Origin of the sequence: Tengunoibacter tsumagoiensis, from assembly GCF_003967535.1 — a bacterium.
GTDB lineage: Bacteria > Chloroflexota > Ktedonobacteria > Ktedonobacterales > Ktedonobacteraceae > Tengunoibacter > Tengunoibacter tsumagoiensis.
Genome location: NZ_BIFR01000001.1, coordinates 2,254,218 through 2,267,932, shown reverse-complemented (window position 1 = coordinate 2,267,932; position 13,715 = coordinate 2,254,218). Strand labels below are relative to the sequence as shown.

Here is a 13,715-nt window from a genome sequence, read left to right as displayed (position 1 = left end):
GCTGACTTTCCCTCTGCTATCATATGCGGCAGAGATTGACAATCAATACTTTAGTTATAAAGAGGTGGAAAGACATGGTCACCCCTCAGCCCTCCTGGCCCGGTATCTTACAGGGTATCATCAAATCACCCAATGAACGTCAACGCCTGGCTACTGCCCTTGGTGTCACCAATATGACACTCAGTCGTTGGGCCAGCGGTGAATCAAAACCGCAACGTCTCCATTTGATTCATCTCCTTCAGGTGGTCCATCCCAATCACCGCCAGGAGCTCCTGGATGCTCTTGAGCAGCTTTATCCTGAGATTCAAACCTGGCTCACTGAGGATACGTCCTCACAGATTCCATCCGATTTCTTCGCTCAGGTGCTCAATATTCGTACAACTACAACCGAAAGTCTGCGCTTCTGGCGGATCAGCGAGATGGTGCTGAAACAAGCCCTGCTTCTCCTTGATCCTAATCGCCTGGGGATGGCCGTCAAATTAGTTCAATGTATGCCACCCTCACCCATTGATGACAAGATCCGTAGTCTCCGCGAACGCGCTGGGAAGGGCACCCCTCCCTGGACTGCCGATCTGGAACACGATGTGCTCTTTCTCGGTCTAGAATCTCTCTCCGGGTATGCTGTCGAAGTTCGCCATATTGTGAGTGATGATGATCTACGCCAGGGAAAGACGTTTCCTGCTGTTCAAGATGAATATGAGGTCAGTGCCGCTGCCCATCCCATCCGCTTTGAAGGACGCGTTGCTGGCTGCCTCTTAGCTTCGAGTACTCAGCCTGGTTATTTCTCTCAACAGCGGTTGAATCTGCTCGCGACTTTCAGTGATCTTATCTCTCTGGCCTTTGAAAAATCCGATTTCTATCCTACGGAACAGATTGAACTACGTGTCATGCCAAAACCTGAGGTTCAACGCCCTATCCTGACCGATTTCCGTCAACGCGTTACGGCCAAATTTCTTCAAGTTCAACAAAAACAGCTACAATTCACCAATGCAGAGATCGAGCTACAGGCCTGGCAGGATCTCGAAAATGAGCTCCTCGCCTTCCAGAACGCTTCGTTCGAACAGGAGAAACCTTTCTCACCTGCATAATTCATTCAATACTATGCTTACGCATAAGGTAGCGCAACTGATCGTACTTTCCAAAGCCCAGAAGCTCCGCTGCGCGGGTTCGGTTATGTTGCGCTGTCTCCAATGCCCAACGAAGCAGATGCTGCTCAAAACGAGCTGTTACCTCTTCAAATGAAACTGGCTCAATTGGACGCTGATTTAACCACTGCTCCCAGGGATCAAGAGACTGAATGTCTCGCACCTCCACTGATCCTACTATCTCACGAGGTAGATGCACCGGCAGAATCTCATCACTTGTGCTCAGAATCATCGCCCGCTCAATTACGTTTTTTAATTCGCGAATATTTCCTGGCCAGCTATATCTTAATAAAAATTGCTGGGCTTCAGGGACGATGCGACGCACATTTCTCCCCATTGTACGATTAAAATCATCAATAAACCGTGTGGCAAATAAGAGGATATCGCCTGGTCGTTCACGCAATGGTGGAAGATGAATGGTTAAGACGGCAAGACGAAAAAAAAGGTCTGAACGAAAGGAACCTGCCCCTTTGGCCTGTTCAAGGTCACGATTGGTCGCTGCTAAAACGCGCACATTGATATGGACTTCCTTACTTCCTCCCAGACGAAAAAATTTTCGCGTCTCTAAAACTCGTAAGAGCTTGGCCTGCATATCTAATGGCATCTCGCCAACTTCGTCTAAGAATAATGTTCCTCCTTCTGCCAATTCTAGCAGCCCTCTCTTCTGCTTTTTGGCGTCGGTAAATGCGTAGGGCTCATATCCAAAGAGCTCACTCTCTAGAAGGTTCTGAGCAATCGCTGCGCAGTTTAACGCATGAAAAGGTCCTGATGCGCGACCACTCTGCTCATGGATGGCATGAGCAATCACTTCTTTGCCTGTTCCACTTTCACCCGTAATCAAGACGGAGACGTCGCGGGGTGCTACTCGTGCTACGATGTCAAACACATCACGCATACGCTCACTCTGTCCTACGACGTAGTGAAAATGATACTTATTGCTCAATTCCTGCCGCAAAACTCGTAGTTCACGCGCCATTGCGCTGGTCTCCAGCGCCCTCTGAACAACCAGGAGCAGCTCTGCGAGATCAAAACCTTTGAGAAGATAATCTGCCGCTCCCAGTTTCATAGCCGCAACGGCAGTCTGAACGTCCCCATATGCCGTAAGCATTACGACGGGTACATCCGGGTCAAGCTTACGAATCTGAGCAAGTACCTCTAATCCACCCTGCCTGGGAAGCCGTAGATCCAACAGGACAAGGTCAATGGTGTTTTTTTGTAGCTCCATCAGGCCTGTCTCACCATCTGCTGCCGTAAAGACCTCATAATTATTCTTTTTGAGAAAACGCGCAAATTGATGGGGCAGATACGGCTCGTCATCAATAATGAGAATTGTCAGACTCATTGTGCCTCTCTCCTTCCTTCTCGCCTCCTTCGGCCCTCTGTAACGCCTGCATATATGCATCTGTGAGAAGGGGGAGCCGCATCACTACGGTAGCTCCATATCCCAGATGACTTTCAATTAATAGGTACCCACCATGATCTTCGACAAGACGACGTGAGATGGCCAGTCCCAGACCAATACCATGAGCTTTAGTTGTATAAAAAGGCTGAAAGATATGTTGAAGCTGGTCCGGTGTCATCCCAACTCCAGTATCACTGATGACACACTCTAACCACTGCTGAACAGAAGCCTCTTTCGATACATGCGAACCGGGAGCATTGATAGCGTAGGCCCGCCCTTGCAGATCGCTCCGTTGACGAATAGCATAGGTGGCTGCTATGCTTCGACAGGAAAGCGTTAAAATTCCACCATCGGACATGGCCTGGAGCGCATTCAGACAGAGATTGAGTAAGACCTGCTCGATCTGCCCTCGATCAATCCAGGCTGGCACAAGTTCGTCATAGACCTGATGCACGGCAATGCCTGCCGCATGAAAACGAGGCTGTAACATACTTAAGACCAGTTGACAGATATCCGGAAAGGAACAGCGCGTTCGATGCAGTTGTCCGTTTTTGGCGAAGAGAAGCAGGTCTCTGACGATAGTATCAAGACGCTCAACTTCCTTTAAAATCACAGCTATCGATTGCTGTACCCAGGCTGCTCCTTCATCTCCACTCTCAATGGGTCCACCCGCTTTGCTGGGTTCACTATCTTCACCTGGGAGCTCTTCGGCCAGAAGATCAACTTGTAACATCTGGATAGAGGTCTTAATTGAGGCCAATGGGTTGCGAACTTCATGCGCAACTCCAGCTGCCATCTCGCCCAGTGAGGCAAGGCGATCTAAACGGCGCTTCTCTTCCTCCAATCGATGCATCGAGGTCATATCTGTAAAGGCGACAAGCATCCCAATTCGCTCACCAAGGTCATTACATAATGGATTGATTGTTACTTCAAGCACCAGTTCTCGATCATAACGATCTTCTATCGTTACAGTCCCTTGCTGTACTTCGCCTGTGTATGTTGATGTATACAGAAGTTCCTGGGGCTGACCAGGCGTTTTAGGTGGCTGTGCATAGGGTAATGAAGAGAAAGTTGAGCGCAGGTCCAGAAATTTATGCAACGATTGCCCCAAAACTTCAAAGGATGAATATCCAAGCACCGCTTCAGCCGCATGGTTAAAGGTTTGAATACGCCCCTCCAGGTCTGTAGTGATTAATCCACTTGGAATGCTCTCTAAGATCAGTTCTTTGAGGCGCTGATCATCCAAAACCTGCCGCAAAAGCTTGCGAGCCTCATTACGCGCTTCGACAACCTCATCCATTAAGTGCATATTCTCTAAGGCGGCTCCCGCTTGACTGGCAAGTACCTGCAGTAGCGTCAGTTCGGTCTGCCTCAACTTCCAGGGTCTGTACATTCCGCCAACAATAATTCCTAATATCTTTGACTCGTTCGCTTCTTCGCTCAATCGGCCACTCCCATGCGGGAACGACGCTGATCCAGAACGCCCAAAACTTCGTGCACTGAGCAGAGGAATCGCAAAAAAGGTCTTGATCTCGATTGGTAATTCAAGCAGATAGCCATTCTCATATCCATCGTTCTCTTGCCCCATCCGCTCAAGAATCAAAGGGGAGCTCTGATCTTGAAAACGCTGAAAGAGTCTCTCGCATAAGATGGGTGTTAACCAATCTCCTTTTCCCTCCAATGGTGTAGGACCCAATAATTCGCAGAGATCCGCCGAGGCGATCTCTCTCACACGCTGTGTAACGATGCTGCGAATACGCTCAACTTCATACAGCGAACAATGAATCTGGCTACTAATGCTGTTAAGTAACGATAACTCGTGAATCCGCATCCTATCATGCTCCAATAGACGAGTGTTCTCTAATAGGAGGGCGACAATCCCTGCCGCAGCTTCTAACAGAGGAAGATCGTCGGCGCTCCAGATCCCTGGCACTGGATCTTCTCTTCCTTCCTCTTCAGAGCCTTCTAACGATCCACGCAGGGCACTCAATACGCCTATGCACTGTTGACGATAAAGCAAGGGGACCATGATGCTCTTGACTTGATTCACGGGCTGGCAGACTGGACGTCGTTCACGCCAGGCACGTGCTTCAGGAATATCACTACTCAGACGCACTGGATTAATATGAGCCACTGCAAGGAGAGCCGCTGACCAGCCTGGTTTCTCTCCAAACGATGCGGATGCCAGCTGTAATGTCTCGTCTACGCGCTGGTAGAGCAAGACACACTGACAGTTGAGTAAAAGCGTCAATCTTCGGGGAATACTGTCGCGCAAGGTACGATAATCTGTGATCGCACTCAATTCATTGAGTAAAGCTGTCAGTATTTCTGGTGTACTACGTTGTTCATGTCTTTGCCCCACATCCATCATCACATGTACCTCTCATACCTCCCTCTCCACACATTCACCACAACCGCTGACCAACAAGGAGGCAGTATTGATCGGATCATATCCACTATACCAGATATGACTAGAATTTGCATCATTTCATCCTTTTTCTGAATACTTTGTCATTTTACTACGAGACAACAAAAGAAGGAACTCTTCTGCTATCTCTTATATAGGATGTATTTTTAAATACACAAGAAGAAAAAGAGAGGTCGATGAATAAAAAGGATGGCATCTCTCTGCAGACCCAACCCACCCGATCAATACACCAGGGATCACACAAACGTGTTGATGAATAGGGATGCCATTTGGAGGATCAATTCGTTAAGATTATCAGGAAATGTATCATTTCTAGTTTAAAAGGATAGTTACAAACACATGAATCAAACCCAACAGCCATCCGATGCTGATGTTTCTCATATGCAGCAGAAGAAACTTCCATTTACGGCACGCTTGATCGCTATTGGCGGCACGTTGTTGATCGGGGTGGTCTTCCTGTTCTTACCTGCCAGGCTCACTCTGGGGCCCAATTGGCTCCCGCTCGCCTTTGAAATTGTTCTTGTCCTGCCCGTTATTCTGAGCCACCTCTTTCAAAGGCCGCTCTCTGCAAAAGTAAATCGGTCTCTATCTTTTATTCTGTTAGGAGGTGTAACCCTGGCGCTGGTGATTGGGGTCACGTTACTGATCTCAACGCTGCCTCATAGGAGCGAGGCACAGGCTATCTCTTTGTTGCGCACCGGGGCTCTCCTCTGGATTGCAAATATCCTTGTCTTTGCGTTGTGGTATTGGGAGATAGATGGGGGAGGTCCCATTGCTCGCCATCATGCTGGACATCGAGCAGCCGATTTTCTTTTTCCACAGCAGGCCAGTGGCAATAGTGTTGAGAACTGGGCACCAAACTTTGTCGATTATGTTTTTCTTGCGTTTACCGGCGCAACGGCTCTTAGCCCCGCTGATACGTTTCCACTTACCAGGCCAGCCAAGGTGTTGATGATGATTGAGGCTTTGCTTGCTATGACTATCCTGGCAGTGCTGATTGGGCGAGCGGTCAATATTCTTTAGACTCGCCCAATCCTCATACTCACTCCTAGTATGGACGATAGGTAACCGCTGTACCTTCGTTCTCTCCCACTCGACGAACGATGCTCTGTGCTGGCGCGGTACTGGCAACTTCATGCCCTGCCTTGAAGACATGTAAACGTGCGGGCAAGAGACGCAATGCCTCAAACGCTGACGGAGCATCCAGGAGCAAGAAATCCGCAGGTTTCCCTTCGTCAATCCCATAGCGATCCTGCACGCGAAGGGTACGGGCAGCTCTATTGGTGATAAGCTCAAAGATCTCTTGAATCTCTTCATAGCCGCTCATATGACATAAGAATAACGCTTGCTGGGCTGCTGCCAACATATCGCCACGCCCGAGAGGAAACCAGGGGTCCATGATTGAATCATGACCTAGCGAGACGTTTACTCCCCCGGCCAGGAGCTCCTTCACACGTGTCACACCACGACGTTTGGGATAACTATCAAAACGGCCCTGCAATACGATATTATCAAATGGATTGGCAATGACGTTCATCTGAGCCTGTGCCAGTAGACGGATGAGTTTAAAGCTATATGCATTATCATAGGAGCCCATCGCTGTACAATGACTGGCAGTCACACGCCCTTGCCAGCCCTGCATCAGGGTGTCTGCCGCCATCACTTCTGTAAAGCGAGAGTGAGGATCATCAGTCTCATCACAATGACAATCAATGTCTCGCTGAAACTCTTTGGCCAGCTCAAAGACATAATGGACATCCTCTACTCCCATGTCCCGTGTCCATTCATAGTGCGGAATCCCTCCCACAATATCACAGCCCAGCTCCATCGCTTTGCGCATAAGCTCTCTCCCACCCGGAAATGAGAGGATACCATCCTGCGGAAATGCGACAAGTTGAAGCTCACAGATATCGCGCACCTCTTCCCGTACTTCGAGTAACGCTCGCAAAGCGGTCAGCTTCGGATCACAGACATCTACATGGCTCCGAATATAGCCTGTTCCTTGTGCAACTTCCCAACGGATCGCTTCTAACGCACGTCGCTTGACATCCTCATGGGTTAGATCCGGCTTGCGCTCACTCCAGATCTGAATTCCCTCTAAGAGCGTTCCTGTCTCGTTATAGCGCGGCTGACCCACCGTCAATACTGCATCCAGATGGACATGTGCATCAATAAAAGGAGGGGAGAGCAGATGTCCAGCAGCATCTATCTCTCTTCGGGCTGACCCATTCAGCAACTCTGGCGCAATACGGACAAAACGACCATCCTGAATAGCAATGTCTACCAGACCCTGCCGGTTGGGCAATTGGGCATGGCGAATGAGTAGATCATATGGCATGACAGACCTCAGTTTCACTTCACTACTACGTTCTTTTCCTTAGAGAAAAACGCATTCCTCCCAAAAAAGGACGGGGAGTATTACCAATAATCGGTAATACTCCCTATCATTGTCACTCGAGACAGATCGCAGACTAGCGGCCAGCTGTACGTCGCTCAACCGAACGTAAAATCACGTAGACAACCGCTGCAAAAACAACACCTAGCTCGAAGCCAATATCAATTCCATACTTACCACCCAACCAGTAAGCAATCGGCCCAACAAACAGTAATTGAGCAGCTCCCAGATAGACACCAACTAATCCAGCAGCCATCGCAATGAGTGCAGCCCAACCTTGAGGTAACTTGCTCGCTGTATTCCAGTCATCAACGTTGTAGCTACCACGACGGAAGAAGAAGTGCTCAATCACCAGAATAATGGCCCAGGGACCCAACCAATAGGCAATGAGCAACAAGAAGTTCTCTAACGTGCCATTGTAGTTGGCGGAAGCAGGAATAGCGATGGCAATATAGATCACAGCTCCAATCAACGTCCAGACAGCACGATTGACATACTGGAAGGAACGCCCAAGAACCTGCATGGTCAGACCCAGGCTGTAGTCGTTAGGAATGTTATTTGCGATAACGCTCAATGCCAGCAGAACCAGCAGAAGCTTTCCAGCAACACCCCAGGGCTGCAATACTGCTGACAACAGATCGCCAGCGCCATTGCCTTTGTAGCCAGTGGTCAGAGCCATTCCCATAATCTCTAACAAAATACAAGGAATCGTTACGCCCAGGAACGTTAGCCAGAACACGCGTGCCGCAGAGGTCTCTTCAGGCTGGTTCACGGTATAGTCAGATGCATATGAGCTCCAACCAGTTGCAAACCCGTATACCGCTCCACCAAAGGAGACAAACGAAGCAATCGTGGCAAAGCTATAAGCAGGAGGTGGTACAATCGTAACATGCGGTCCTGCAATCACCATCAGAATGACAAAAATTAATGCCATGGGAATCCAGGCATAGCGCTCATACGCATGAACAAACTTGTATCCATAAATGCTGACAATGGTTGTGACAATAGCAATAACAATAATACCGACCCAGGATGGTATCGCTCCGTTACTGAGAGCAGAGACAAGCTGCCCGCCTACAATCACATTGACTGCTGACCAACCAATACAGGCTGCAATATTGAAGAGAGCCATAACAATGGCCCCAACCCAACCAAAGGAGAAGCGCGAGATAGTCATCTGACGCAGACCGAGCTTTGGTCCTAATGTAGAGAAAAATGCCACAGGCAAAACGCCCAAAATATTGAAAAGAAGAATTGCTAAAATACTCTGCCAGAAGCCCAGGCCAAAGACTGGAACCGCTAGAGCCCCTACAGCAACGGTGGAAATAACAAGATTTGCGGAAAGCCAGGTGGTGAAATTATCAAAAATACGAACATGAGTACGCGATTTGGGCGACACTCGCTCGATACCACGTGTCTCAATACCCAATTCTTGTTCGGCCGTCACGACGGTCTCTGTTGCCATTGACGATACCCCCTTTAAGGAGACGAAAAATAAGAGAAAACTAAAATGATGTACCAAAGAATAAGTACACAAAAAAACGCTGCACGAAAAAACGTACAGCGGTGTACGGTGAAAATAAACAGGTTATACTCTTGTATAATACCCAAAAAAATAAACTTGTCAAGATTCCGCAGAAACTGAAGAGGAAACTCTAGACGTAGCGACAGAAAATGGGTACAATGGCTGGTAATAGTTATGGATGTTGTATCCATACCCATTGAACCCACTCAGGGCGACCAACGTTGTACCGCTCAGGCATAATGTTGGTCGCTCGTCTCACATTGTAGCGAACTTGTACACACAGGGATGGTTGAATCTCTTTGTACCACCGTTCCAACGACTGCAACAGTGGTGTCCAGGTACTCAAACCTGTGCTATCTGATGTTAGATCAGGAGGTTGCATGTCTTACAAGGCCAGTACCAATCATCAGCTTTCCTCTTATTCCCCGCAGGATGCAGGTAAGCAATCATTCGAAGATCTACAAACAGAACTTTCTACACTACACCGTGAGATCGAAATGCGTACACAGGAGAACGCTTTACTCAATGAAGTGATCTCAACAGTTGGTTCTACACTCCGGCTTGAGGAAGTGTTACGCCATCTGGTGGACACTGTCGTCCGCGCAACTTCTTGTCAAATGGCTTTTATTTATTTGTATGACAAAGACAAAGAACGCCTGATTCTCGCCAGTACCAATGAGAAGTATCAACATCTTGTGGGTAAAATCACGCTTTCGCTGGGTGAAGGCATTGCTGGCTGGGTCGCGCTCCATCGCAAACCCGTCTTTCTCAAGGAAGAGGCTCTGGAAGATCCCCGCTTCTGCTATTTTCCTGAACTGGAAGAGGAAAAGTTTCAGTCGATTATGACGGTGCCTATCATTGCGAAAAATCGACACCTCATTGGGGTCATTACTGTGCAAGCAGTTGCTCCACACGAATTTACTGAACAACACCATAGCTTTATCAGTAATACCGCTGCGCTCGTTGCCAGCGCGATCGAAAATGCTCAACTCTACGAAAACACGCAGCGCAAACTGAGTATTTTAACCTCTCTCTCTGTCCTCAGCCAGACAATTAGTTCTGGTCTCTATCTCGATGATATGCTCCGCTCACTGGCAACATTGACTGTGCAGATTATGGAGGTTGATCTCTGCGTTATTATGCTCATGGATCAGGCACGCGAACGGGATCTGGAGGCACCAAGGCAGAATGGTAGAAGGCTCACTGTACGTGCGACGGCCCCTAGCATGAACAATGAACGCGCCCATTTTCACCCTATTGAGGTCGATCGTCAGACGCTCGAACGCCTGCGCGAGCTCAATGAGTCTGCGGTTCAGGGTATTGAGGATCAGAATGCCGAACATGAGGCCGATACACTCGCAATTGAACGTTTAAATCCTCTCAAAGATACGCAGTATCGCACGCTCATCTCTGCGCCATTGATTGCGGGAACAGAACAATTAGGACTGATCAACTGTTATTCGAATAAGCATCGCCGCTTCTCCTCTGAAGATCAGACCCTCTTAACCACGATTGCGAACCAGGCCGCTATCGCTATTAAAAATAGTTACCTCGTCAATCAGTTAGCTCAAAAGAATCTCGTTAAGGGCTTCTTCGATGATCTGATGCTTGGGACAGGTGATTCTGAGGATTCACTGCGCCAACGCGCACATTTTCTGGGCTGCGATCTGACACGCCCACATGCAGCAGTGATGATTGAGATCGCCCATGTTGATACCCGCTGGGATGAAAGCGCTCAGTCACCCAAAGGTCAGAAGGCTCGTTCATCTGGTCCTCTGCCTTCTCATGAGAACAGTAGCCTTGCCCAGGGTATCTCACTGCAATCTGCATACAAACGTATGAGTGGCATTGTGCGTCGGCGCATTCAGGATAATTTTTCTGGTTCGGTTTTCTACGAACACGAAAATCTCTTAACCTGCATTATTCCGCTCTCTAAAGATCCCACTGGCACACGACTGAAGAGCTGGCTAGATGATCTGGCTCATCAGATGCACAATGAGTACGATGTCTATCTCTCGATTGGCATCGGCAATACCTGCCAGCATATTATTGACTATCGACGCGGCTTTGCTGAAGCGAATGAGGCTCTTCAAATGGGGCAGAATCTGCATGAGCCAAAGGCCAATGAGAGCAAACGTCAGCCCATTGTGACTCATTTTAACGATCTAGGGGTTTATCGTTATCTCTACAAGATTGCGCACATGGATGATCTGCGCGATGTCTATCAGGATCAGATTGCACGCATCGATAGCTACGATCGGCGCAAGAATACTGATCTTCTTGATACGCTGGAGACCTATCTGGAATGCGCAGGAAATCTCACGAAAACGTCCGATCGTCTCTTTGTACATCGTAATACCTTAATCCAGCGTCTCGAACGCTTGCAATCTCTCTGCGATATCGACCTGCAAGAACGCAGCAACTGGCTCACCTTACAGGTTGCAATCAAGGTCTATAAGCTACGCAGCAGCGGTGCCTGATGCTCAACTATGCCACATTGTGTTGGTAACTATCATTATGCGAACGCACCTGGATGATAGTTATCTCCACAATGTGGCACACCGTGACGCGGCCTTACTTGATGACAATGCCTTTGAAAAATATACGGCTAATATAATACACAAGAACATCTGGAGGTAGCTGTTCTACAGTAATCAAGCGCTCAAATTTCTGAGGAGAGAGGAGGCTGACAAAGGAGCTGACCATAATCCCTGTGGGAATACTTGCATCGAATTCACCAGAAGCTTTGCCCTCTTCGAGAATGACGCTAATTTTCTCCGCCAGGGCCTGCCAGATCGAACGCAAGCATTCGCCTTTTTCAGCAAAAATACGGCGCATATCAACGCTATTTAAGATAGATGATAAGAGTTGTGTGCGATTACTAAAGATACCAGTGTAGGCAAAAGAGAGCAATGCTGTTAGTTTCTCGCTGGCGCTGGTCTGGGAAGCAATTGCGGTATCAAACCCTTGCAAAAAGGTCTGCATATCGCGGGCAAAAATGGCGATCACCAGATCTTCTTTGCTGGGAAAGTGCAGGTAGACGGTTCCTTTTGCTATCCCAACCCGTGTTGCAATCTCTTCCATCGATGTCTCATAATATCCTTTTTCCAGCAAGACCTCTTCAGCAACCTTTAAAATAAGGTCTTCACGCTGCTGACGCTGCTTCTCCTTGAGAGTCTGCTGAAGATGCGTCGTTGCCATCGCTCCTCCTATATAACGCTCTTTCCTGATGTTTGTGGTAGCCAGACTATTCTAAGGGACACTTTTAGCAAAGTCAAGTAAAGATGACACAATATGCCTTCATACGCACCTTCACCATTTAAATGACCTGGCTGGCATGCTCATGCTCTTCATCACAAACATGCACATGTTTTGCCTGTACGCTACCTTTAAAGCTACAATAGAGGCTTTCAACCGTACAGCAAGGTCCTTCTGAGGGGCACTCAAACTGAATGGTGGCATGGTGAATATGATATTTCTCAGTTAACATGCTTCTTAATGCATTCAAAATTGAGGAACTTGCACTAAAGGGAAGGTTAGCTATCTGAACATGGCTGGAAAGAGCTGGCATGCCACTAGTAATACTCCAGACGTGAAGATCATGGACATCTTCAACTCCTTCCACGGCTTTCATGTCGGCCACTAAATCGGTCAGTGAGATGCCACGAGGAGTCGCTTCCAGGAGAATATCAATTGTTTCACGCAGAATATGCCAGGCTCCGAAGGCGACGACTAAAGCAATTGCGACAGAAAGAATGGGGTCAATGATACTCCAGCCAGTCAACACTATAAGTCCGCCTGCAACGATAACCCCTACAGAGGCAGCAACGTCCCCAAAGACATGCAGGCTAGCAGCGCGAACATTCAGATTATGGTTCTCTTTGCGTAGCCCAAAACCAATAAAGAGATTGATTACGATCGCGACGAGAGCAGAACCAAACATAATGAATGGATTGACTGGCTCAGGATGCTGAAAACGCTGAATAGCTTCCCAGATGATAAAGAGCGCAATAACGATCAGCGAAAAGGCGTTTAATAGGGCTGCAAGAATACCAACGCGATGATAACCGAATGTTTTTCCTTCGTTGGATGGCCGCTCCGCCTGAACAGCGGCAAACCAGGCCAGTCCTAGCGCGAAAAGATCGGTCAATGTATGACTGGCATCAGAAAGCAAGGCCAGTGAGTGGGCAAAAAAACCACCAATACATCCAGCCAGCAGAATAATCATCGTCAAGAAGAAGGCCAGACGCAGACTTTTCTTTGCCATCCCCGATGTATGATCGTGATGGGAATGTCCAGCATGTGTATGGGTCACGCTGACACCTCGACTTCCTGTTTAAAACACGTTGCTGAGCCCTCACATGTATGTTCAATGCTCATCTTAAGCAGTTGGCGAATATGCTCATCAACCAGCCGATAATAGACAATACGGCCAGCTTTGCGCATTGTCACAATATGCTGGTTCCGTAATACCCGAAGTTGGTGAGAGATGGTAGTGTCGTCTCGCCCCAATCCAGTAGCCAGATCACAGACACAGAGCTCTCCTTCAGGGGCATTCAATAAGGCATGAACAACTTGCAAACGTGTGGGATCACTGAGGACAGAGAACAACGCGGCTATACGCTCCACATCCTGAGCGGGAAGCAATGATCGGCGCACTGCTTGCATATGTTCAATATGGACGACGCGCTCGGCACATACTTCCTGCTGCACTACGACAATCTCTTCCATCTGTGTAGCCATAGGATGTCTTTCCCTTTCCTGTATACCTGCACACACATGCAACTATTTCCTATTACTATACCACGGCACTTCCTCCT

Annotated in this window: 10 protein-coding genes; 3 read left to right on the top strand and 7 right to left on the bottom strand. The window is 48.3% G+C overall.

Translation table 11 applies throughout. The annotated features are described in order from the left end of the window. Nucleotides 1-74 precede the first annotated feature (74 nt). Complete coding sequence (locus EL628_RS08885) at nucleotides 75-1,088, top strand: GAF domain-containing protein (protein WP_161975367.1); 1,014 nt, start codon at nucleotides 75-77, stop codon at nucleotides 1,086-1,088. Between the two features lies 1 nt (nucleotide 1,089). On the opposite strand, the gene EL628_RS08880 is transcribed toward EL628_RS08885, so the two are convergent. Together EL628_RS08880 and EL628_RS08875 are read right to left on the bottom strand one after the other, a co-directional pair. Beyond that, nucleotides 1,090-2,487: a sigma-54-dependent transcriptional regulator gene (locus EL628_RS08880; RefSeq protein WP_161975366.1), complete on the bottom strand. Its 1,398-nt coding sequence runs from the start codon at nucleotides 2,485-2,487 to the stop codon at nucleotides 1,090-1,092. Further along, nucleotides 2,462-4,918 carry a GAF domain-containing sensor histidine kinase gene (locus tag EL628_RS08875; RefSeq protein WP_126579598.1) on the bottom strand — a complete coding sequence of 819 codons (2,457 nt, stop codon included), beginning with the start codon at nucleotides 4,916-4,918 and terminating at the stop codon, nucleotides 2,462-2,464. The genes EL628_RS08880 and EL628_RS08875 overlap by 26 nt, the downstream gene beginning before the upstream one ends. Nucleotides 4,919-5,314: 396 nt before the next feature. On the opposite strand from EL628_RS08875, the gene EL628_RS08870 reads away from it, so the two are divergent. Next, on the top strand, nucleotides 5,315-5,998 hold the full coding sequence (locus EL628_RS08870; RefSeq protein WP_126579597.1) for a hypothetical protein: 684 nt from the start codon (nucleotides 5,315-5,317) through the stop codon (nucleotides 5,996-5,998). Between the two features lie 25 nt (nucleotides 5,999-6,023). Here the strand turns inward: EL628_RS08870 and EL628_RS08865 are convergent, their stop codons facing one another. Together EL628_RS08865 and EL628_RS08860 are read right to left on the bottom strand one after the other, a co-directional pair. After that, on the bottom strand, nucleotides 6,024-7,313 hold the full coding sequence (locus EL628_RS08865; RefSeq protein ID WP_126579596.1) for a cytosine deaminase: 1,290 nt from the start codon (nucleotides 7,311-7,313) through the stop codon (nucleotides 6,024-6,026). A 133-nt stretch (nucleotides 7,314-7,446) separates the two neighbouring features. Beyond that, the gene (locus tag EL628_RS08860; RefSeq protein ID WP_126579595.1) at nucleotides 7,447-8,835 is read right to left on the bottom strand and encodes a purine-cytosine permease family protein; all 1,389 of its coding nucleotides are present in this window, start codon (nucleotides 8,833-8,835) and stop codon (nucleotides 7,447-7,449) included. A 440-nt stretch (nucleotides 8,836-9,275) separates the two neighbouring features. On the opposite strand from EL628_RS08860, the gene EL628_RS08855 reads away from it, so the two are divergent. Further along, nucleotides 9,276-11,375 (top strand): GAF domain-containing protein, encoded by a 2,100-nt coding sequence (locus EL628_RS08855; RefSeq protein WP_126579594.1) that lies wholly within the window; start codon nucleotides 9,276-9,278, stop codon nucleotides 11,373-11,375. A gap of 94 nt (nucleotides 11,376-11,469) precedes the next feature. Here the strand turns inward: EL628_RS08855 and EL628_RS08850 are convergent, their stop codons facing one another. The 3 genes from EL628_RS08850 to EL628_RS08840 form a co-directional block, all read right to left on the bottom strand. After that, nucleotides 11,470-12,096, bottom strand: coding sequence for a TetR/AcrR family transcriptional regulator (locus EL628_RS08850; protein ID WP_126579593.1), 627 nt, complete (start codon nucleotides 12,094-12,096; stop codon nucleotides 11,470-11,472). 118 nt (nucleotides 12,097-12,214) lie between these two features. Beyond that, complete coding sequence (locus tag EL628_RS08845) at nucleotides 12,215-13,210, bottom strand: cation diffusion facilitator family transporter (RefSeq protein WP_126579592.1); 996 nt, start codon at nucleotides 13,208-13,210, stop codon at nucleotides 12,215-12,217. Further along, a complete protein-coding gene (locus EL628_RS08840) occupies nucleotides 13,207-13,638 on the bottom strand; it encodes an ArsR/SmtB family transcription factor (protein ID WP_126579591.1) in 432 nt (143 codons plus the stop codon). Before EL628_RS08840 ends, EL628_RS08845 begins: the two co-directional genes overlap by 4 nt. Between the last annotated feature and the right edge of the window lie 77 nt (nucleotides 13,639-13,715).